Source organism: Aeromicrobium duanguangcaii (genome assembly GCF_024508295.1).
In the GTDB taxonomy this organism is placed as follows: Bacteria; Actinomycetota; Actinomycetes; order Propionibacteriales; family Nocardioidaceae; genus Aeromicrobium; species Aeromicrobium duanguangcaii.
In genome coordinates this window covers 2,035,810-2,057,257 of the sequence record NZ_CP101990.1, presented here as the reverse complement: position 1 = coordinate 2,057,257, position 21,448 = coordinate 2,035,810, and the positions used below count along the sequence as shown (strand labels likewise).

19 protein-coding genes and 1 rRNA gene are annotated in these 21,448 nt (G+C 70.5%); 12 read left to right on the top strand and 8 right to left on the bottom strand.

Annotated features, from left to right (window positions below; genetic code table 11):
* Positions 1-5 precede the first annotated feature (5 nt).
* The gene (locus tag NP095_RS10135) at positions 6-566 is read right to left on the bottom strand and encodes a LemA family protein (RefSeq protein ID WP_232419067.1); all 561 of its coding nucleotides are present in this window, start codon (positions 564-566) and stop codon (positions 6-8) included.
* Between the two features lie 67 nt (positions 567-633).
* Positions 634-2,433: a DUF2207 domain-containing protein gene (locus NP095_RS10130; protein WP_232419068.1), complete on the bottom strand. Its 1,800-nt coding sequence runs from the start codon at positions 2,431-2,433 to the stop codon at positions 634-636.
* Between the two features lie 72 nt (positions 2,434-2,505).
* On the opposite strand from NP095_RS10130, the gene argG reads away from it, so the two are divergent.
* The 8 genes from argG (at position 2,506) to argH (ending at position 11,306) form a co-directional block, all read left to right on the top strand.
* On the top strand, positions 2,506-3,936 hold the full coding sequence (gene argG / locus NP095_RS10125) for an argininosuccinate synthase (protein ID WP_232419069.1): 1,431 nt from the start codon (positions 2,506-2,508) through the stop codon (positions 3,934-3,936).
* A 5-nt stretch (positions 3,937-3,941) separates the two neighbouring features.
* Positions 3,942-4,982 carry an N-acetyl-gamma-glutamyl-phosphate reductase gene (gene argC / locus NP095_RS10120; protein ID WP_232419070.1) on the top strand — a complete coding sequence of 347 codons (1,041 nt, stop codon included), beginning with the start codon at positions 3,942-3,944 and terminating at the stop codon, positions 4,980-4,982.
* Positions 4,983-5,058: 76 nt separating this feature from the next.
* Positions 5,059-6,210, top strand: a complete 1,152-nt coding sequence (gene argJ, locus NP095_RS10115; protein WP_232419071.1) for a bifunctional glutamate N-acetyltransferase/amino-acid acetyltransferase ArgJ — start codon at positions 5,059-5,061, stop codon at positions 6,208-6,210.
* A 7-nt stretch (positions 6,211-6,217) separates the two neighbouring features.
* Positions 6,218-7,180 (top strand): acetylglutamate kinase, encoded by a 963-nt coding sequence (argB, locus tag NP095_RS10110; RefSeq protein WP_232419072.1) that lies wholly within the window; start codon positions 6,218-6,220, stop codon positions 7,178-7,180.
* A 59-nt stretch (positions 7,181-7,239) separates the two neighbouring features.
* Positions 7,240-8,400 (top strand): acetylornithine transaminase, encoded by a 1,161-nt coding sequence (locus tag NP095_RS10105; RefSeq protein WP_232419093.1) that lies wholly within the window; start codon positions 7,240-7,242, stop codon positions 8,398-8,400.
* An 8-nt stretch (positions 8,401-8,408) separates the two neighbouring features.
* On the top strand, positions 8,409-9,332 hold the full coding sequence (argF, locus tag NP095_RS10100) for an ornithine carbamoyltransferase (RefSeq protein ID WP_304523559.1): 924 nt from the start codon (positions 8,409-8,411) through the stop codon (positions 9,330-9,332).
* Between the two features lie 20 nt (positions 9,333-9,352).
* A complete protein-coding gene (locus NP095_RS10095; protein ID WP_232419074.1) occupies positions 9,353-9,862 on the top strand; it encodes an arginine repressor in 510 nt (169 codons plus the stop codon).
* Complete coding sequence (gene argH, locus NP095_RS10090) at positions 9,855-11,306, top strand: argininosuccinate lyase (RefSeq protein ID WP_232419075.1); 1,452 nt, start codon at positions 9,855-9,857, stop codon at positions 11,304-11,306. The genes NP095_RS10095 and argH overlap by 8 nt, the downstream gene beginning before the upstream one ends.
* 3 nt (positions 11,307-11,309) lie before the next feature.
* Here the strand turns inward: argH and NP095_RS10085 are convergent, their stop codons facing one another.
* The 3 genes from NP095_RS10085 to NP095_RS10075 all read right to left on the bottom strand — a co-directional run bounded on the left by NP095_RS10085 (position 11,310) and on the right by NP095_RS10075 (position 14,845).
* Positions 11,310-12,266, bottom strand: a complete 957-nt coding sequence (locus tag NP095_RS10085; RefSeq protein WP_232419076.1) for a DUF2804 domain-containing protein — start codon at positions 12,264-12,266, stop codon at positions 11,310-11,312.
* A 36-nt stretch (positions 12,267-12,302) separates the two neighbouring features.
* Positions 12,303-13,559, bottom strand: coding sequence for an SGNH/GDSL hydrolase family protein (locus NP095_RS10080; protein WP_232419077.1), 1,257 nt, complete (start codon positions 13,557-13,559; stop codon positions 12,303-12,305).
* An 89-nt stretch (positions 13,560-13,648) separates the two neighbouring features.
* The gene (locus NP095_RS10075) at positions 13,649-14,845 is read right to left on the bottom strand and encodes an SGNH/GDSL hydrolase family protein (RefSeq protein ID WP_232419078.1); all 1,197 of its coding nucleotides are present in this window, start codon (positions 14,843-14,845) and stop codon (positions 13,649-13,651) included.
* An 88-nt stretch (positions 14,846-14,933) separates the two neighbouring features.
* Here NP095_RS10075 and NP095_RS10070 point away from each other — a divergent pair, with 88 nt between their 5' ends.
* Positions 14,934-15,482, top strand: coding sequence for a DNA-3-methyladenine glycosylase (locus NP095_RS10070; RefSeq protein ID WP_232419079.1), 549 nt, complete (start codon positions 14,934-14,936; stop codon positions 15,480-15,482).
* Here NP095_RS10070 and NP095_RS10065 read toward each other — a convergent pair.
* Positions 15,467-15,595, bottom strand: coding sequence for a hypothetical protein (locus NP095_RS10065; RefSeq protein WP_255669262.1), 129 nt, complete (start codon positions 15,593-15,595; stop codon positions 15,467-15,469). The two genes, NP095_RS10070 and NP095_RS10065, sit on opposite strands and share 16 nt — an antisense overlap.
* Positions 15,592-16,251: a DsbA family oxidoreductase gene (locus NP095_RS10060; protein WP_232419080.1), complete on the bottom strand. Its 660-nt coding sequence runs from the start codon at positions 16,249-16,251 to the stop codon at positions 15,592-15,594. Before NP095_RS10060 ends, NP095_RS10065 begins: the two co-directional genes overlap by 4 nt.
* Before the next feature lie 62 nt (positions 16,252-16,313).
* Between NP095_RS10060 and NP095_RS10055 the strand changes: the two genes are divergently transcribed.
* Positions 16,314-16,694 (top strand): universal stress protein, encoded by a 381-nt coding sequence (locus NP095_RS10055; RefSeq protein ID WP_232419081.1) that lies wholly within the window; start codon positions 16,314-16,316, stop codon positions 16,692-16,694.
* On the opposite strand, the gene NP095_RS10050 is transcribed toward NP095_RS10055, so the two are convergent.
* Positions 16,684-17,886 (bottom strand): hypothetical protein, encoded by a 1,203-nt coding sequence (locus NP095_RS10050; protein WP_232419082.1) that lies wholly within the window; start codon positions 17,884-17,886, stop codon positions 16,684-16,686. The two genes, NP095_RS10055 and NP095_RS10050, sit on opposite strands and share 11 nt — an antisense overlap.
* 50 nt (positions 17,887-17,936) lie before the next feature.
* Between NP095_RS10050 and tyrS the strand changes: the two genes are divergently transcribed.
* Both tyrS and NP095_RS10040 read left to right on the top strand, forming a co-directional pair.
* Positions 17,937-19,193: a tyrosine--tRNA ligase gene (tyrS, locus tag NP095_RS10045; protein WP_232419083.1), complete on the top strand. Its 1,257-nt coding sequence runs from the start codon at positions 17,937-17,939 to the stop codon at positions 19,191-19,193.
* 600 nt (positions 19,194-19,793) lie between these two features.
* A 16S ribosomal RNA gene (locus NP095_RS10040) occupies positions 19,794-21,313 on the top strand.
* Positions 21,314-21,448: the final 135 nt, after the last annotated feature.

Genomic DNA, 21,448 nt, shown 5'->3' with positions numbered 1-21,448 from the left:
CCGGGTCAGAACTGGACGGACGGGGCGGTGTCCTGGCCGTCCGGTGCGTCGTAGAACGTGCGCTCCTCGACGCCGGCCATGCCGGCGAAGAACATCCACGGGATCGTCCGCACGAGCTCGTTGAGCCGACGCACGGCGTCGTTGTAGTACTGACGAGCGAACGAGAGCTTGTCCTCGGTGTCGCGCAGGTCGGACTGCAGCTGCTGGAAGTTCGCCGAGGCCTTGAGGTCGGGGTAGGCCTCGGCCACCGCCATCACGTCGACGAGGGCCCGGTCCAGCCGTCCCTCGGCGGCGGCGCGCTGCTCGACCGAGCCGGAGCGCGCGGCCTCGGTCACGCCCGTCCGAGCCGCGGTGACCTCCTCGAAGACGCCGCGCTCGTGCTCGGCGTAGCCCTTCACGGTGTTCACCAGGTTGGGGATGAGGTCGGCCCGGCGGGTGAGCTGCACGTCGATGCCGCCCAGTGCCTCCTGGGCGCCGATGTCGGCGGTACGCAGCCGGTTGAACGCCACCACGCCGAACAGCACGAGGGCGAGGACGACGACGATCGCGACGATGATCCAGATCAAGGCAGGTACCTCCGGGGTCGTGGACTGATGGAGACTCTAGTGCGCGGCGCGCCGACGGCGGGCGGTCTCACCAGGAGCCGCCGCCACCCCCGCCGCCTCCACCCCCGCTGAAGCCGCCTCCGCCGCCTCCGCCGCCCCCGGACGACGACGACGAGGCCTGGGTGGCGGTGTACGCGCTGATCGAGCTGGAGACCGCCTTCTCGAAGCTGGTGAAGGGGTCGCCGCCGCTTGCGGCGTGCGAAGCGCCGGCATAGCCGACTCCGGTGCCGTACCAGAGCGGCACGGGCGCGGGTTGGCCCGTGGACACCTCGTACTTGCGCGCCCACCGGTGCGCGGCGTCGAAGGCGACGGCGTAGGGGATGTAGGCGGTGTACAGCTGCTCACGACCGCTGAAGTCGAAGCGGTCGCGCGCGGCGTCGGTCGTGAGGAAGCGCTCGAAGCCGCCGGCCCGCGACCAGAGCTCGCGGCCGTGCTTGGTCCGGCGCGACCCGACGCCCGGCAGGAGCACGCCCACGGAGCCGATGGCGAACGCGGCGAAGGGCATCAGGTACAGGCCGGGGACCCCCACGATCGAGCCCGCCGCGACGATGACGACGGCCACGGCGAACAGGATGCGCCAGACCCACTCTCGGCGTGCGGGGACGACCGCGCCACTGCTGATGGCCCACTCGCGGGTGACGCCGGCGATGGCGCCTTGGGTCCTCTGCAGCCGCTGGCCTGACTTGACCGATCCATTGGCCTTGAAGGTCGGTCCGTTCGGCCCGCGCAGGCCCAGGCCGGACACGACATGGCGTGCCACGGGATCGAGCGTGTCCCACGCATCACCGGCGAGGGTGCCCTTGACCGTCCAGTTGCCGTCGTTCTCGTGCAAGGTGACGTGACCCTGCTCGGCCAGGTGCATGAGGGTGGCCGTCAACGCGCGCTTCGGGACCCGCTCGTCGACCACGTAGGCAGTCTGGACGGGGCCGAGCCCCTGCGGGGGCTCGTACAACACCGGCAGGCCAGGACTGCGCTCGCGGGTCGAGCGGTCGATCAGGTAGCCGACGGCCAGCGCCACCAGTGACAACAGCACCACGATCAGGAACGGCGTGACCGACGAGCCGAGGGCGCGGTCCCAGCCGATCGACCACGGCACGTGGGCGCGGTCGGGAGCCGGCGCGTCCATCGCCGCGCGCAGGACGACGGGGGTGTTGGGCGGCAGCCCCGACGCGGTGATGCGCAGCGTCCGGGTGCCCTCACCCGCGACGGTGCACGTGCGGCCGTCGCCGATGGAGCACTCGAGCCGGTCGGCCCGGTGGGGGAGTGTGACACGCAGGTCCGCCGCGCGGATCGGCATGCTCCACCCGGCCGCCACCACCTGCCAGACGAATTCCGAGCGGTCGGCCTCGCCGCCGGTCCAGCTGGCGCTCGACCCTGCGAGACGGTCGGGGTTGGGCGCGAGCACGCCGTCGATCCTGTACTTGATCGTGTAGGTGTGCGATCCGGGCGTGAGGTAGCTGTCGGCGTCGCCGATCTGGGCGACGCGGAACCGCCGGCCCTGCTCCCAGTAGGCCGAGACGGGAACGGGCTCGCCGTCCAGCCGGATGCTGACGTCGTGCGGCCGGTAACGCACACCGGAGTCGGCGAAGTCGGCCAGGTCCCAGTAGCGGAAGATGCCGTGACGCCCGAAGGGGAAGTCGGCCGTGATCGTCTCGGTGGCGGTGAGGGTGCCGTCGTCGGCGACGTCGTAGTCGGCGCGGTACTCGGTGATCGTCACCGGGTCGGCGACGGCGCCGTCGGAGGGGTCGCTCATCGTCGCGAGAGCGGGAACCAGCAGCAGGCCGATCATCACGACCGCGGTCACGAGGCGGAGCAGGACGCGAGCCATGGCTGGGATACTAGGGGACCGTGGGACGACCCAGAGTGCAATTACTTGCAGCCCTGTGCAAGAATGTTCCACATGTCCAAGGTCCTCACCAGTCTGCCAGCCGGCGAGCGCGTCGGCATCGCCTTCTCCGGCGGTCTCGACACCTCCGTCGCCGTCGCATGGATGCGCGACAAGGGCGCCGTCCCCTGCACCTACACGGCCGATCTCGGCCAGTACGACGAGCCGGACATCTCCGGCGTTCCCGGCCGCGCCATGGAGTACGGCGCCGAGCTCGCCCGGGCGATCGACTGCAAGCGCCCCCTCGTCGACGAGGGTCTGGCGGCGCTGGCGTGCGGCGCCTTCCACATCAAGTCGGCCGGCCGCACCTACTTCAACACGACGCCGCTCGGCCGCGCCGTCACGGGCACGCTGCTCGTGCGCGCGATGCAGGAGGACGGCGTCAACATCTGGGGCGACGGCTCGACCTTCAAGGGCAACGACATCGAGCGGTTCTACCGCTACGGCCTGCTGGCCAACCCCGAGCTGCGGATCTACAAGCCCTGGCTCGACGCCGACTTCGTCCACGAGCTCGGCGGTCGCACGGAGATGAGCCAGTGGCTCACCGACCACGACCTGCCGTACCGGGACAGCCAGGAGAAGGCCTACTCGACCGACGCGAACATCTGGGGCGCGACGCACGAGGCCAAGACCCTCGAGCACCTCGACGTCTCCCTCGAGACCGTCGACCCGATCATGGGCGTGAAGTTCTGGGACCCGGCCGTCGACATCGACGCCGAGGACGTGACCGTCACGTTCGAGGAGGGCCGGCCGGTCGCGATCAACGGCGTCCGCTTCGACGACCCCGTCGCGCTGGTCCACGAGGCCAACACGATCGGCGGCCGTCACGGCCTGGGCATGTCCGACCAGATCGAGAACCGGATCATCGAGGCCAAGAGCCGGGGCATCTACGAGGCGCCGGGCATGGCCCTGCTCTGGATCGCCTACGAGCGGCTGGTCAACGCGGTCCACAACGAGGACACCATCGCGAACTACCACCAGCACGGCCGTCGACTGGGCCGGCTGATGTACGAAGGCCGGTGGCTCGACCCGCAGGCGATGATGCTGCGTGAGTCGATCCAGCGGTGGATCGCCTCGCTGGTCAGCGGCTCGGTCACGATCCGGCTGCGGCGGGGCGAGGACTACACGATCACCGACACGCAGGGGTCGAACTTCTCGTACCACCCCGACAAGCTGTCGATGGAGCGCACCGAGAACGCCGCGTTCGGCCCGGTCGACCGGATCGGCCAGCTGACGATGCGCAACCTCGACATCGCCGACTCGCGCGCCAAGCTCGAGATGTACGCCTCGCAGCCGCTCGACCAGGGTCAGGTGCTCGTCGAGAACGGCACGCTCTTCGGTGAGCTGCCCGCCGGCGGCGCGATGCGGATCGAGGCCAACCCCTCCGTCGAGGGTGACGAGGAGGCCGCGCTGGAGGCGGCCGCCATGGAGTTCGGGACGGACTGAGCGCGATGATCAGAGCTGCTGTCACGGGGGCCACCGGCTACGCCGGGGGAGAGGTGCTCAGGTTGTTGCTGCAGCACCCGCAGGTCGAGATCGGGGCGTTGACCGCCGCCTCGACCGCGGGCACGCGGTTCGGCCGGCACCAGCCGCACCTGCTGCCGCTGGCCGAGCGCATCGTCGGCGAGACCACGGCCGAGAACCTGGCCGGTCACGACGTCGTCTTCCTGGCGCTGCCCCACGGGGCGTCCGCCGAGGTCGCGGCCCAGCTGCCCGATGATGTCCTCGTCATCGACTGCGGCGCCGACCACCGGCTCGAGAGCTCGGATGCGTGGGCGCAGTACTACGGCGGCGAGCACGCCGGCACGTGGCCGTACGGACTGCCCGAGCTGATCACCGGTGAGGGACGTCAGCGCGACGCCCTCTCCGGAGTCCGCCGGGTCGCCGTCCCCGGCTGCAACGTCACCGCGGTCACGCTGGGACTGCAGCCGGCCGTCGCCGCCGGGATCGTCGAGTCGACCGACCTGGTGGCCGTGCTGGCCAACGGCTTCTCCGGCGCGGGCAAGGCGCTCAAGCCGCACCTGCTCGCGTCCGAGGGGCTCGGCTCGGCCTCGCCCTACGGCGTCGGCGGCACGCACCGGCACATCCCCGAGATCGCCCAGAACCTCACCCGGGCGGGCGCCGAGGACGTGACGATCTCGTTCACACCGACCCTGGTGCCGATGGCGCGCGGCATCCTGGCCACCGCCACCGCGCGGCTGGCCCCGGGCGTCGACGCAGACGCGGCCCGGGCCGTCTACGAGAAGACCTACGGCGACGAGCCGTTCATCGCGCTTCTGCCCGAGGGGCAGTGGCCCACCACGGCGGCCACGCTCGGCGCGAACGTCGCCCACGTGCAGATCGCGGTGGACGAGCGGGTCGGCCGCCTGGTCACCGTCACCGCCATCGACAACCTGGTCAAGGGCACGGCGGGCGGCGCGATCCAGTCGATGAACCTCGCGCTCGGCCTGCCCGAGACCACCGGACTGACCACGATCGGAGTGGCTCCATGAGCGAGCGGCAGCGAGTGAACATCCAGCACCTCATGCCGGGACCGGCCCATGGTGCTCTTTCGAAGGCGGTCACGGCATGAGCGTCACCGCCGCACAGGGGTTTCGCGCCGCGGGCGTGACCGCCGGGCTCAAGGACTCGGGCAAGCCCGACATCTCCCTGGTCGTCAACGAGGGGCCGTCGTCGGCCGCCGCCGCCGTCTTCACCTCGAACCGCTGCAAGGCACACCCCGTCATCTGGAGCGAGCAGGCGATCAAGGGCGGCAGCGCCCGGGCGATCGTCCTGAACTCCGGTGGTGCCAACTGCTACACCGGCCCCGAGGGCTTCGCCGCGACGCACCGCACGGCCGAGCGGGTCGCCGAGCACCTGGGCATCGGCGCGATCGACGTGCAGGTCTGCTCGACCGGCCTCATCGGCCGCCTCCTGGACGAGCCGAAGGTGCTCGCCGGGGTGGACGCCGCCTTCGCCGCGCTGTCGCCCGACGGCGGCCACGACGCGGCGACCGCGATCATGACGACCGACACCGTCGACAAGCAGGCCACGGGCGGCGGCGACGGCTGGGTGATCGGCGGGATGGCCAAGGGCGCCGGCATGCTCGCCCCCGCGCTGGCCACGATGCTCGTCGTCATCACGACCGACGCCGATGTCGACGCCACGACGCTGGACACCGCCCTGCGGTCGGCGACCGCGGTGTCCTTCGACCGCCTCGACTCCGACGGCTGCCAGTCCACGAACGACACGGTGCTGGTGATGGCGTCGGGTGCCTCGGGCGTCTCGCCCGATCCGGCCGAGTTCACCGAGGCGCTGACGACCGTGTGCCGCGACCTCGCGCTGCAGTTGCTGGCCGACGCCGAGGGCGCCGACCACGAGATCGCCATCACCACGATCAACGCCGCCAGCGGGGCCGACGCGCTCGAGGTGGGTCGTTCGGTCGCGCGCAGCAACCTGTTCAAGACCGCGATCTACGGCAAGGACCCGAACTGGGGCCGCATCCTGGCCTCGGTGGGCACGACGCAGGCGCAGTTCGACCCGATCGACCTGGACGTCGCCGTCAACGACGTGTGGGTGTGCCGCAACTCCGGCGTGGGCGAGTCGATCGACCTCGTCGACCTGGAGCAGCGGTCGGTCACCGTGACGATCGACCTGAAGTCCGGCGACCACAGCGCCACCATCTGGACCAACGACCTGACGCACGCCTACGTGCACGAGAACTCCGCCTACTCGACCTGAGGAAGCCATGAGCGACAACCGACTGACCGAATGGGCGCCCGAGGCATGGGCCGAGGCCACCACCAAGGCCGCCACGCTGGCGCACGCCCTGCCGTGGCTGAAGGCCTACCACGGCAAGATCGTCGTGGTGAAGTACGGCGGCAACGCCATGACCGACGAGAAGCTCAAGCGCGCCTTCGCCGAGGACATCGTCTTCCTGCGCCTGGCGGGGTTCAAGCCCGTCGTGGTGCACGGCGGCGGCCCGCAGATCAGCGCGATGCTGGAGCGTCTCCAGATCGACTCGGAGTTCCGTGGCGGCCTGCGTGTCACCACCCCCGCGGCGATGGAGGTCGTCCGGATGGTGCTGAAGGGCCAGGTCGGGCCCGAGCTGGTCGGCCTGCTCAACACCCACGGCGATCTCGCGGTCGGCCTCTCGGGTGAGGACGGCGGCCTCTTCCGCGCCCAGCGCACGATGCCCCTCGTCGACGGCGAGCCCGTCGACGTCGGGCTCGTCGGCGAGGTCGTGGGCGTGCGGCCCGAGGCCGTGATCGACCTCATCGAGGCCGGTCGCATCCCGGTCGTCTCGACCATCGCGCCCGACTCCGACGGCCAGGTCCTCAACGTCAACGCCGACACCGCGGCCTCCGCGCTGGCGGTGGCGCTGGGCGCCGAGAAGCTCCTGGTGCTGACCGACGTCGAGGGGTTGTACGCCGACTGGCCGACCAGCACCGACGTGATCGGCGAGATCAGCCCCGAGTCGCTCGAGGCGATCCTGCCCAGCCTGGCCAGCGGCATGATCCCCAAGATGACCGCGTGCCTCAAGGCGGTCCGTGGCGGCGTCAAGCGCGCGACGGTCGTCGACGGACGCGAGGAGCACGCCGTGCTGCTCGAGATCTTCACCGACGAGGGCGTCGGCACCCAGGTGCTGGACGGAGCGCAGACCAAGATCCGCACCGCCCTCTACACGACCAGCGCGAAGGAGCAGGCGTGAATCTCCCCGAAGGAGTCGTCGTCCACGGGCGCGAGCCGCGGCCCGGCGGCCCGCAGTGGATGGAGCGGTACCGCTCGTCCCTGATGAACACGTTCGGCGACCCGCTGCGGGTGCTCGTCCGCGGCGAGGGCTCGCACGTGTGGGACGCCGACGGCAACCGCTACCTCGACCTGCTCGGCGGCATCGCCGTGAACGCGCTGGGGCACGGCCACCCGGCGATCCTCGAGGCGGTCACGAACCAGCTGCAGACGCTGGGCCACATCAGCAACTTCTTCGCGTCGGCCCCGCAGATCGAGCTGGCCGAGAAGCTGCTCGACCTGCTCGACGCGGGCGAGGCCGGCGGGCGGGTGTTCTTCACGAACTCAGGCACCGAGGCCAACGAGGCCGCGTTCAAGGCCACGCGCCGGACCGGCCGCACCACGATCGTCGCCGCGGAGGGCTCCTTCCACGGCCGCACGATGGGCGCGCTGGCCCTGACGTCCAAGGCCGCGTACCGCGAGCCGTTCGAGCCACTGCCCGGCGACGTCCGGTGGGTGCCGTACGGCGACGCCGACGCGCTCGCCGCGGCCGTCGACGAGACCGTGGCCGCCGTGCTCCTCGAGCCGATCCAGGGCGAGGCCGGCGTCATCGTGCCGCCGGACGACTACCTGGCGGCGGCCCGCCGCATCACCACCGAGCACGGCGCCCTGCTGTGGCTCGACGAGGTCCAGACCGGCATCGGCCGCACCGGCGACTGGTTCGGCCACTCGCCCTCGGGCGTGCGTCCCGACCTGGTCACGCTGGCCAAGGGTCTCGGTGGCGGCATCCCCATCGGTGCGCTCGTCGCGCTCGGCGACGCCGGCTCGCTGCTCGGGCCCGGCAACCACGGCACCACGTTCGGCGGCAACCCCGTCGCGACGGCCGCCGCTCTGGCCGTGGTGTCCACGATCGAGTCCGAGGACCTGCTCACCGCCACGCGCAGCCGGGGCGACCAGCTCGCCGACGGACTGGGCCGTCATGCCCGGGTCGCGGCCGTGACGGGCCGGGGACTCCTGCGCGGCGTCGTGCTGACCGAGCCGCGGGCTGCCGACGTCCAGCAGGCGGCGCTCGACGCCGGGCTGATCGTCAACGCCCCGACCCCCGACCGGCTCCGGCTCGCGCCGCCGCTCATCCTCACCGAGGACGAGGCCGCCGACGCGGTCCGGACGCTGTCCGCCGTGATCGACGAGGTGCTGGCATGAGCACCGGCATGACGCGGCACTTCCTGCGCGACGACGACCTGACCCCGGCCGAGCAGGCCGAGGTGCTGGCGCTCGCCGCCGAGCTGAAGGCTCAGCCCTACTCGCGCAAGCCGCTGGCCGGCCCGCAGTCGGTCGTCGTGCTGTTCGACAAGTCCTCGACCCGCACCCGGGTGTCCTTCGCGGTCGGCGTCGCCGACCTCGGCGGCAACCCCGTGGTGATGGACACCGGCGTCACGCAGGTCGGTCGCGGCGAGCCGATCGCCGACACCGCCCGCGTGTTCGGCCGCATGGCCAGCGCCGTCGTGTGGCGCACCTACGCCCAGGCGGGTCTGGAGCAGATGGCGCAGTACGCCGGCGTGCCGGTCGTCAACGCCCTCTCCGACGACTTCCACCCGTGCCAGATCCTGGCCGACTGGCTCACGGTCATCGAGCACAAGGGCGAGCTCGCGGGACTGCAGGTCGCCTACGTCGGCGACGGCGCGAACAACATGGGTCATTCGTACGTCCTGGGTGGCGCGACGGCGGGCATGCACGTGCGCGTCGGCGCTCCCGAGGGCTTCCAGCCCGATCCCGCGATCGTGGCCGACGCCGAGCGGATCGCGGCCCAGACCGGTGGCTCCGTGACGATCACGACCGACCCCGTCGCTGCGGTCGCCGGCGCCGACGTCGTCATCACCGACACGTGGGTCTCGATGGGCCAGGAGGACGAGAAGGCCGAGCGGGTCGCCCTGTTCGGCGACTACTCCGTCACCGCCGACCTCATGGCCAAGGCGGATCCGGAAGCGATCGTGCTGCACTGCCTGCCGGCCTACCGCGGCCTGGAGATCGCCGCCGACGTCATCGACGGGCCCCGGTCGGTCGTGTGGGACGAGGCCGAGAACCGGGTCCACGCCCAGAAGGCGATCCTGACCTGGCTGCTGGAGCGGTCATGACGGCGTCCGGGGGGCCCGCGATGATCCCCGCGACGAAGGCGGCGCGCCAGCAGTTGATCGTCGACCTGCTGGGCACGAGCGACGTCCACTCCCAGGGCGAGCTCGTGCTGCTCCTGCGTGAGCGCGGTGTGAACGCCACGGCGTCCACCGTCTCGCGCGATCTCGACGAGCTCGACGCGGTGCGCGTCCGCCAGGGCGACGGCACGCTCGTCTACGCCGTCCCCGCCGAGGGCGGCGACCGCAGCGCTCGTGCGGCGTCCGACTCCTCGGCGGCGCAGACCCGACTGCAGCGCCTGCTGCGCGAGCTGCTGGTCTCGGCGCAGTCGTCGGCGAACCTCGTCATCCTGCGCACGCCACCGGGTGCCGCGCAGTTCCTGGCCTCCGCGATCGACCACGTGCAGATGACCGAGACGCTGGGCACGATCGCCGGCGACGACACGGTCATGCTCATCGCGCGCGACCCGTCCGGCGGCGAGGCCCTCGCCGCCCACCTCACTTCCCTCGCCCGTAAGGTGCCCACCGATGACTGACTCGCCTGATCTGACTCCCGCCGTGCCCGGCTCCGCCGACGTCGAGGCCGCCGACTCGCGGCTCTGGGGCGGACGGTTCGCCTCCGGCCCGTCGCCGGAGCTGACCGAGCTCTCGCGCTCGACCCACTTCGACTGGCGTCTCGCGCCGTACGACCTGGCCGGCTCCCGCGCCCACGCCCGGGTCCTGCACGCCGCCGGCCTGCTGTCGGACGACGACTACACCGCCATGACCGAGGGCATCGCCGCCCTCGACGGCGACGTCCGCTCCGGGGTCTTCCGGCCCGAGCCGGGGGACGAGGACGTCCACTCGGCGCTCGAACGCGGCCTGATGGAGCGCCTCGGCGCCGACCTCGGTGGTCGCCTGCGGGCCGGCCGGTCGCGCAACGACCAGGTCGCGACGCTGTTCCGGGCCTACCTGCGCGACCACGCGCGGCAGGTGGCCTCCCTCGTCCGCGAGCTCGTCGAGGCGATCGCCGGTCAGGCCGAGCGGCACCTCGGTGCGCCCATGCCCGGCCGCACCCACCTGCAGCACGCCCAGCCCGTCCTGCTGTCGCACCACCTGCTGGCGCACGCCTGGCCGCTCGTCCGCGACCTCGACCGCCTGCGCGAGTGGGACGTCCGCGTCGGCGCCGAGTCGCCCTACGGCTCGGGCGCCCTGGCGGGCTCCTCGCTGGGTCTGGACCCCGAGGCCGTCGCGGCGGATCTCGGCTTCACCGGCTCGGCCGCCAACTCGATCGACGGCACGTCCTCGCGCGACTTCGTCTCGGAGTTCGCGTTCGTCACCGCGCAGATCGGCGTCGACGTCTCCCGCCTGGCCGAGGAGATCATCATCTGGAACACGAAGGAATTCGACTTCGTGACGCTGCACGACGGGTACTCGACCGGCTCGAGCATCATGCCGCAGAAGAAGAACCCCGACATCGCCGAGCTGGCGCGGGGCAAGGCCGGCCGGCTCATCGGCAACGTGTCCGGCCTGCTCGCCACGCTCAAGGCCCTGCCGCTGGCCTACAACCGCGACCTGCAGGAGGACAAGGAGCCGGTCTTCGACTCGATCGACACGCTCGAGGTCCTGCTGCCGGCGTTCACCGGGATGGTGGCCACGCTGGAGTTCAACACCGCGCGGATGGCCGAGCTCGCCCCGCAGGGGTTCGCGCTGGCCACCGACATCGCCGAGTGGCTGGTTCGTCAGGGCGTGCCGTTCCGCGTCGCCCACGAGCTCTCCGGCGCCTGCGTGCGCGCGTGCGAGGAGCGCGGCATCGAGCTGTGGGACCTCACCGACGAGGACTTCGCGGCACTGTCGCCGCACCTGGCCGGCGCGTCCGAGCCCGGGGGAGTCCGCGAGGTCCTCACGGTCGGCGGCTCCATCGCCTCCCGCGACGGCCGTGGCGGCACGGCCCAGGCGCGCGTCACCGAACAGCTGGCGGAGCTGCGCGCCCGGCTCTGAGCCTCACCAGCGGTTCCGGGCCTCCTCGGCCCAGCCGACGAGGCCGTCGAGGCGGTAGGTGACGCCTCGGCTGCCGCGCGCCCAGCCGGACCACCGGCCGTAGGCCTGGTGCGTGCGGCTGGCGATCACGCCGAGCTGGGTCGACGCTTCGCGTCGGTGGAACGGGGTGAGGACGGCCTCGACGTCGGGACCGGTGACGGTCCAGGTGGACTCGGGGTCCTCGAGGTCGTACTCCCAGGTGAGGTCGTCGATCCAGTGGTGCAGGCGGCCGTCGACGAACAGGCCGTTCTCGGTCTGGCCGGTGCCGTCGGTCCACTTCCCGCCCAGTTGGAGTCCCAGCAGGCGTCCCGAGACGTCGCCGCTGCCCGCGCCCCAGTTCCACGTCATGCGGTGGGGCCAGATCCCGCGGCCGCGGTCGAGCACGCCCCAGCCGGCGAGGACGGCCTCGCGCTCACCGTCGACCTCGATGGTCCCGCTCACCGGGCGCGCGACCTCCTTGAGCGTGTACTGGAAGCGTCGCGGGCTCCACGGCACGACGACACCGAGCGCGTCGTCGCCGCCGACGGCCTCGAGGGCGACCTTCACGCGCTCGTGCTCGACGCTGATGCGGGTCCCGCGCCCGTGGTCGGCGAACTTCAGCGGTCCGCTCGCCGCGGTGAACGGGGGAAGGTCGTCCGGCAGCCCGGGGCGCAGGGGCCCGAGGTCGGTCGTGTCGAGGGCGACCTCATGGCGGCGCAGTCGGTCGTAGGCGTAGATCTGGGTGAGGTTCGCGTAGTCCAGATCGGCGATCGTCAGCCCCAGCACGAAGCGCCGGGTCATGACGCCCCAGTACTCCCAGCGCTTGACCCGCCCGGTGCGCGGCAGGCTCGTGCGGTGCAGGGGGCGGCGGGTCCAGCCGACGGCGTCCGGGTTCAGCCGGCGACCGATCGCGAGGTCGACGGGCTGGGCGATCTCAGACATGGCACGAAGCCTACGGTGGGGCCGCAGGGCCTCCCGTCAGCGCAAGCAGCTGGGCAGTCTGACCCTCACGGTGGTGGTGCGTTGCGCCGTGCCGTGCCTGAGGGTGACCGTCGCCCGCACGGGGCCCTTCACCTTCGCGCGGCGAAGCGCCGAGACGCGGCGGGTGGTCGTGAACGGGGCGCGACGGTCGATCGCCGACCAGCGCTTCCCGATGCGGAAGGCCGTCTGCCGGACGAGTCCCTGGCCTCCGTTCACACTCAGCCGGACCCGACGTTGCTTGCGCGGGCCGATGCAGCGGGCGCGCACCCGGACGGAGCTCGCGGCGGCGGTGAGGCGCTGAGCGGACGAGGGCGGCCGCGGGGCGACGACCGGCCGTGACGTGGTGGGGCGGGGGATCGGAGGGGCCGGGGTCTCGAGCACCGGGCGGCGGATCGCCTCGAGGGTGTGGGCGGCCATGACCGTCATGCCCAGCGCGGACGGGTGCAGCGGCGCGCCGCCGTCGTCCAGCGCGTCGAGACCTCGCATCCACTGGTCGGCGGGATCGGCGCAGGCCGAGTGCTCGTCCCAGCCCTCGATGGCACGCAGGTCGACGAAGGGGACGTCCTCCTCGGCGGCGACGCGTCCGATCATGTCGCTCAGCCGGTCCGCCAGCGCCTGCAGGTGGCCGAGGTCGGCGTCCGACGCCTGTCCGAGGCGTTCGCAGGCCTGAGCCGGGACGAAGTGGCCGTAGCCGAGGGCGAAGATCCTCGCGTGGGGCGCGCGTTGACGCACCTCCGCGATCACGCGGCGGTACGTCGGGGTCAGGGCGTCGATCGCGTCGTGGGTCGGCTGGGTCGGGAGGTCGCTGCACCCGACGGTGACGCAGGTCCAGGCGAGCCCCGGCGCGTCCAGGTCGTTGCCGCCCAGGGGTCCGAGCGTGACCAGGGTCGTCTCCGGCCCGATCGCGTTCAGCTGCGGGGGATTCAGCGTCGCGTTCGCCTGCTGGGAGGCCCACAGGTGGGTCGTCCGCGCGGCGCTGCAGCTGGCGTCGGTGAAGGACGCGACCGAAAGCTCGGTGGCCACGAGGGTCGGCAGGTTCAGCTCGCTGCGGCCGCAGCCGGCGTCGCGGGCGGGCATGATCCCCGGACCCGCGACGAAGGAGTCGCCCAGCGCCACGTAGTGCTCACCGGGCGCGGTGTGGTCCCACACGGGCGAGACGGCGTCCGTCGCCGAGGCGGCAGGCAGGGCCAGCAGCGGCGCGACGAGCGCGAGAGCAGCCGTGGCCGTGAGCCGGCGACGCGCGGAGACGCTCATGTCGCCTCCCTCGAGTCACGCGACTGTGACCCAAGGCTACCAATGTGGCGACTGTTACTGGAGGTAAATGAGCGAACTGACCGGCCGGCTCAGCGCAGGCACCACGGGCGTTTCGTCGTGGCCTTCGCGACGCGGACGACCTTCCCGCTCCGGACCATGGCCGTGGCCCGCACCGGGCCCTTCGCCCGAGCGGTCCGCAGCGACCGCGCAGAGCGCGTCACGGCGAACGGCGCCCGTTGGTCCGCGCCGACCCACTGGCGTCCCACCCGGAACCGTGCCGCCGCGATCAGCCCGTGGCCGCCGGTGGTGCGGATCGTGACCCGCGGGTTCCGGCGCGGTCCGTGGCAGACGGCGCGCACGCGCACGCTGGCGGCCGCCGAGGCCACCCTGCGCTCCGCCGCCCGCCGTGCCGTGACGATCGGGCGGACCGTCTTGAGCGTCTGGTTGGCCATCTGCACCATGCCGGCGGTCGACGGGTGCAGGGCGATGCCGTCGCCGTAGCCGTTCAGGCCCCGGACCCACTGGTCGGCGGGGTCGGCGCACGCCGTGTGCTCCCGCCAGCCCTTCACCAGCCGCATGTCCACGAAGGCGATGCGCTGCTCCTTGGCGACCTTCCCGATCGTGTCACTGAGGCGGTCGATCATTCCCTGGAGGTACTCCAGGTCCGCGGCGGTGGCGTTGCCCAGGGCGGCGCAGGTCTCGCGGGGCACGTACGTCCCGTATCCGACGGCGACGATGTCGGCGCGAGGCGCCCGGCGGCGGACCTCGCGGATCACCTGGCGATAGACGGGAACGAGGGCGTCGATGGCCGCTTGGTAGGGCTCGGGCGGCAGGGTGCTGCACCCGCGGACGATGCACGTCGTCGCCAGGCCGACCAGGCCCACGTCGTTGCCGCCCATCGTCCCGAGGGTGACGAGGGTCGTGTCGCGCGTGAGGGCGTCGAGCTGGGGTGGGTTGACGTAGTCACCCATCGTCTGCGGACTCGAGTAGTTCTTGGTCGTGGCGGCGCCGCAGCTGGCGTCGGTGAACGCCCTGAAGCCCAGGTCGGCGGCCACCAGCCGGACGAAGTTCCTGTCGCTGCGCCCGCAGGGGTCCAGCTGGCGCTCGATGCCCGGGCCCGACACGAAGGAGTCGCCCATCGCGACGTAGCGGCCCGCCGGAACAGGGGCTTTCCCGGGGCCTCGGGAGGGGTGATCCGCGGCGGTGGCCGGGGTCGAGGCCACCAGGCCGGCAGCGAGGGCGAGGGCCGCGACGGCGGCCGCAGAACGACGACGGGAAGTGGGCACGATGGCTCCTCGTGGGACGCAGGTGTGACGTGGGTCACGTTACGCTCCCGCGCGGTAGGTCACCCGGCGAGCGTGATAGTCAGGGCCCATGCCCGAGGTCACCGAACGCGCCCGCGACCTGGTCGGCCGACTGCTGCACGGCCACGGCGTCGTCGCGCGCATCACCGAGGTCGAGGCGTACGGCGGGATCGAGGACCCGGCGTCACACGCCTTCGTCCGGACGCCGCGCTCCGAGATCATGTACGGGCCGCCGTGGCGGCTCTACGTCTACCGGATCCACGGCCATCACGCCGCCAACGTCGTGACGGGTCCGACCGAGCAGGCCGCAGCCGTGCTGATCCGCGCCGGCGAGATCCTCGAAGGCATCGAGGTGGCGCGCGAGCGGCGCGGTCCGGTGGCCGACCACGCCCTGGCCCGCGGGCCGGGCAACCTCACCAAGGCGCTGGGGATCACCAGCCTGGACCTCGGCACGGATCTGCTCGATCCGGAGCCGGTGTTCCTCGGCGAGCGCGTCGACCGGCCCACGCTGGTCGCGGGGCCGCGGGTGGGCGTCCGCCGCAACGCCGATGTGCCGTGGCGGTTCTGGGCCGAGGACGATCCGACGGTGTCCGCCTACCGGCGTCACCCGCGGGCGTGATCCTCGGTCGGCTCCGACGGCTCGGAGGCCGCTGAGGGCTCCGGGATCGCGCAGACGCCGTCGACGCAGACCGGCGCCTCGTCGTTGCCGACCATCTCGAAGGGCCCGGTCATGCCGAGGCCTCCGCGACCACGCGGTCGAGCACCTCGCGGAAGGTCTCGGGAGCCTGGGCTCCGGACACGCCGAGGCGACCGTCGAAGACGAAGAACGGCACGCCGTTGATGCCGTAGGCGCGTGCCTGGGCGATGTCGGCGTCGACGTCGGCCGCGTACCGGCCCGACTCGAGGTCGCGGCGCAGCTCGTCACCGTCCAGGCCGACCTCGTTCGCCAGCTCGACGAGCTCGTCGATCCGGCCCACGTGGCGGCCCTGCTCGAAGTAGGCCGAGAGCAGGCGCTCCTTCAGCTCGCTCTGGCGGCCGTGCGCCTTCGCGAAGTGCAGCGCCTGGTGGGCCAGCAGCGTCTTGGTGTGGCGCAGGGCGTCGAAGTCGTACGACAGGCCCTCGTCGGCGGCCAGCACCGTCATCTGCTGGAGCATCTGCGCGACTTGCGCCGGGTCCATGCCCTTGTGGTGCGCGAGGAAGTCGACCTCGCTGCCCTCGAAGTCGACCGGGGTGTCCGGCGCGAGCTCGAAGCTGTGGAACTCGACCTCGACGTCCCCGTCGAAGTCGGCGACGGCACGCTCGAACCGGCGTTTCCCGATGAAGCACCAGGGGCACGCGATGTCGGACCAGATGTCGACCTTGACCGGATGGGCGGAAGAGTTGTTCACGCACGTGACAACACCGGGGAGCCACCCCGCCATTCCCGCGGCGACGGCGATAGTCTCGCTCCATGACCATCGCCGTCGCGTACCGCCCGGACGACTACGGACGCGCCGCTGTCCTGTGGGCTGCTGCCAAGGCCGAGGCGAACAAGGAGAAGCTCGTCCTGATCACGGTCAGCGAGATCGACCCGGAGTTCGACGAGCCGGAGGAGATCGACCTCTCCGAGTTCACCGAGCGCTTCGACCTCGAGGGCATCGACTACGAGGTCCGCCGGGCCGCGTCGCTGTCGGTGTCCGACGTGGTCATCGACGAGGCCGTGGCCTCGGGTGCCGATCGCCTGGTCATCGGCATCCGCAAGCGCACGCCCGTCGGCAAGATGCTCATGGGCCGCGTCACGCAGATGATCCTGCTCGACGCGCCGATGCCGGTCATCGCCGTCAAGCCCTGACGCGTCGGCGCAGCGTCGTCGCGCCGATCCCGAGGCTCGTGAGCCCGTCGATCGCCACGAGCCCGCCGACGATCCAGCGCACGACGGGCCACGGCTCGATCAGCGCCACGAGGGCGTACGCGACCGCCAACTCGGCGAGGCCGTAGAGCAGCGTCACGACGGGATGGTCCAGCAGGAAGCGCCGGAAGCCGCCGAGCGGGCCCTTCGTCAGGGCGTCCCGCGAGAACTCCTCGCGCATGTCGTCGGCGACCTCGCGGACGCCCTGCGACAGCATCTCGCGCCGGGAGAGGGGCCCGAGGACCGTGACCGGGCCGGGGGCCACCTCGTCCTCCAGCCAGGTCGCGGCCCCGACCGGCGCGCCGACGGCCTCGGCCACGTCGTGCGCGAACGAGGTCTCGCCCGTGCCGGCGGCCTGCAGCCGCTCGAGCATCGCGTCGTCGGGCCGGCGCCGGGAGCCGAACGTCACCGAGACGCCACCGAGCAGCAGGGCACGCGTGGCTGGGCCGCGCACCTGCGTCAGCTCGGCCGGAACCCCGAGGTCGACGTGGCACGTGACGACGCGGCGTCCCTGCCGCACACGGACGACGGCGCCTCGGGCGTCGCCCTCGCGACGCAGGGCCACGGCCGGGAGCTGCGATCGCGCCGCGAGGTCCACCACGGTCCCGGGATCGGTGCTGATCGTGTCGCGGATCAGCGTGAAGCCGTCGACGTGGACGACCTCGACGGTCGCCTTGCCCCGGTTCGCGATGGACTGGGCGTCCGAGTCGATGTCGGGATCGGTGCGCAGCACGTGCACGGACGTCGCGGACACCTCCGCCGAGGTCAGGTGCCACACCTCGTCGAGCAGCTCGCCGAGCTCGACGGGCAGGTCGTCGCCGTGGTGGCGGCCATCTGGTCCCACGACCCCGTCGTCGACCACGGCCACCGTGTCGAACCGGTGGGCGAGCAACCGGACGAGTCCCTGCCAGGGGAGCGTCGCGGGCAGGCCGTCGCTGCGCTGGACCAGCTCGTCCTCGGTGAGCGCCATGCGCACCGTGTGCAACCCGGGGCGGCCGAGGCGGGCGCCGTCGATGACGCCGGCGGCCACGCGGACCGAGTCCAGGTACGCGAGGACTTCGTCGGCCGCGACCGCGGAGCCGTCGGATCGACGGGCGGCGAGCTCGATCTCGTGGACCTCGGCGGGGCTGTTCACGCCCGCAGCCTAGTGAGGGCTGCGATTCCAGCGCCGATAACCTTGGCCGTGTGACGAACCATGTGATCGACGACCTGCAGGCGCGCGGACTCATCGCGCACTCGACCGACCTCGACGCTCTGCGCGCCGAGATGGATGCGGGGCCGATCACGTATTACGTCGGCTTCGACCCGACGGCCCCGAGCCTGCACGTGGGCAACCTGCTCCAGATCCTGACCGCCCGGCGCCTGCAGCTGGCCGGGCACCGGCCGCTGCTGCTCGTGGGCGGATCGACGGGCCTCATCGGCGATCCGAAGCAGTCCGGTGAGCGCGTCATGAACTCCAAGGAGACCGTCGCCGAGTGGGTCGACCGGATCCGGGCCCAGGTGTCGCGCTTCGTCGAGTTCGGGGGCGACAACGGCGCGACCGTCGTCAACAACCTGGACTGGACCCAGCCGATGTCCGTGGTCGACTTCCTGCGCGACATCGGCAAGCACTTCCCGGTCAACCGGATGCTGGCGCGCGACGTCGTGGCCAGCCGGCTCGAGTCGGGCATCAGCTACACCGAGTTCAGCTACATCCTGCTGCAGTCGATGGACTACCTCGAGCTGCATCGGCGCCACGGAGTCGTCCTGCAGACGGGCGGCAGCGACCAGTGGGGCAACCTCACCGGGGGAGTGGAGCTGATCCGCCGTGCGGACGGCGACAAGGTGCACGCCCTCGCCACGCCGCTCATCACCAAGGCCGACGGCACGAAGTTCGGCAAGACCGAGTCCGGCACGATCTGGCTCGATCCGGACCTGATGAGCCCGTACGCGTTCTACCAGTCCTGGATCCAGGCCGAGGACTCGAAGGTGGGGGAGTACCTCAAGCAGTTCACGTTCCTGCCCGTCGAGGAGGTGGACGCCCTGATGGCCGAGCACGAGCAGCGGCCGGGGGCGCGAGCCGCCCAGCGCCGGCTGGCGGCGGAGCTGACCACGCTCGTACACGGCGAGAGCGAGACGCAGGCGGCCGAGCTGGCGTCCGGGGCGCTCTTCGGCCGGGGAGAGCTCCGTGACCTGCCCGAGTCGACCTTGGCGGCCGCGCTCCGCGAGGCCGGGGCAGTCGACGTCTCCCCGGACACGACGCTGGTGGACGCCCTGATCGCATCCGGGCTCGCCGAGTCCAAGTCGGCTGCGCGTCGAGCCGTCGCGGACGGGGGAGCGTACGTGAACAACGAGCGGGCCGACGACCCCGATCAGACGTTCTCCGGCGACCAGTTGCTGCACGGCGGCTGGGTGGTCCTGCGCAAGGGCAAGCGCTCGGTGTCGGGCGTCCGCGTGGTTTGATCCCACGCTTCCGTCAACGGCGGTCGGCAGTCGGTCTTTTCTCGGACCGGAGGCTGGCCGCCGTTTGTCGTTGCTCGGCCAGTCACAGGTGCCTCAGGGGTCTCAGCGGGGTCGAAAAGTGCTGGTATTTCAGGTGTGACGCAGGACACCGGGGACCCGATTTGCCATGGCTGGAAACGTCTGTGTAATGTTCTTCTTGTTGCACCGAACGGCGCAGCGAAGCGCAGACCGAAGCGGTTAACGCCAGGCACTCGTGAGAGGGCCGGAGACTGGCCGCGGAAAACGTAGCGCACATCGTGACCGACCCGGGTTTGACCTGGTGACAACGGCGATGTAAATTAGACGAGTTGCCCTGCGGGCTTGCCGGAGACGGTTGAGCTGGTGGTGTGCGTCTGATCCTTGAGAACTCAACAGTGTGCCAAAAGTCGACGAATTATTATCAGTACCCCGGCGGCTGCGAAGGATGATCTGGTCTTAAGTGATCTGGTTGTCGCGCGGAGCCGCAGGGACAATTCCGACAACTAATGACTGTCAGCAGTCATAACTTGTCAGGAATCAAATTTTCTAGATGTTGACCATGCCTTCGGGTGTGGGAGATTTTCAACGGAGAGTTTGATCCTGGCTCAGGACGAACGCTGGCGGCGTGCTTAACACATGCAAGTCGAGCGGTAAGGCTCCTTCGGGAGTACACGAGCGGCGAACGGGTGAGTAACACGTGAGTAACCTGCCCCATTCATCGGAATAACCAGTGGAAACGCTGGCTAATGCCGAATACGACCACCGAAGGCATCTTCTGGTGGTGGAAAGCTCCGGCGGAATGGGATGGACTCGCGGCCTATCAGCTTGTTGGTGAGGTAATGGCTCACCAAGGCGACGACGGGTAGCCGGCCTGAGAGGGTGACCGGCCACACTGGGACTGAGACACGGCCCAGACTCCTACGGGAGGCAGCAGTGGGGAATATTGGACAATGGGCGAAAGCCTGATCCAGCAACGCCGCGTGAGGGATGACGGCCTTCGGGTTGTAAACCTCTTTCAGCAGGGACGAAGCGAAAGTGACGGTACCTGCAGAAGAAGGACCGGCCAACTACGTGCCAGCAGCCGCGGTAATACGTAGGGTCCGAGCGTTGTCCGGAATTATTGGGCGTAAAGGGCTCGTAGGCGGTTTGTCACGTCGGAAGTGAAAACTCAGGGCTCAACCCTGAGCGTGCTTACGATACGGGCAAACTAGAGGTATGCAGGGGAGAACGGAATTCCTGGTGTAGCGGTGGAATGCGCAGATATCAGGAGGAACACCGGTGGCGAAGGCGGTTCTCTGGGCATTACCTGACGCTGAGGAGCGAAAGCATGGGGAGCGAACAGGATTAGATACCCTGGTAGTCCATGCCGTAAACGTTGGGCGCTAGGTGTGGGGACCTTCCACGGTCTCCGTGCCGCAGCTAACGCATTAAGCGCCCCGCCTGGGGAGTACGGCCGCAAGGCTAAAACTCAAAGGAATTGACGGGGGCCCGCACAAGCGGCGGAGCATGCTGATTAATTCGATGCAACGCGAAGAACCTTACCTGGGTTTGACATATGCCGGAAAGCCGTAGAGATACGGCCCCCCTTGTGGTCGGTATACAGGTGGTGCATGGCTGTCGTCAGCTCGTGTCGTGAGATGTTGGGTTAAGTCCCGCAACGAGCGCAACCCTCGTCCTATGTTGCCAGCACGTAATGGTGGGGACTCATAGGAGACTGCCGGGGTCAACTCGGAGGAAGGTGGGGATGACGTCAAGTCTTCATGCCCCTTATGTCCAGGGCTTCAAGCATGCTACAATGGCCGGTACAATGGGCTGCGAAACCGCGAGGTGGAGCGAATCCCAAAAAGCCGGTCTCAGTTCGGATTGGGGTCTGCAACTCGACCCCATGAAGTCGGAGTCGCTAGTAATCGCAGATCAGCAACGCTGCGGTGAATACGTTCCCGGGCCTTGTACACACCGCCCGTCACGTCATGAAAGTCGGCAACACCCGAAGCCAGTGGCCCAACCGTTTACGGAGGGAGCTGTCGAAGGTGGGGCTGGCGATTGGGACGAAGTCGTAACAAGGTAGCCGTACCGGAAGGTGCGGCTGGATCACCTCCTTTCTAAGGAGCATCTGGCTCTCTTTGTAGAGTCCAGGCGGACTCGTTCGTCAGCGAATGTCTGACGCGGTCCAGCTCACTAGTGGACGTCGACTATTTGGCTTGTCGCCGGCGGAACATCGTCAGTACTGCCCTTCT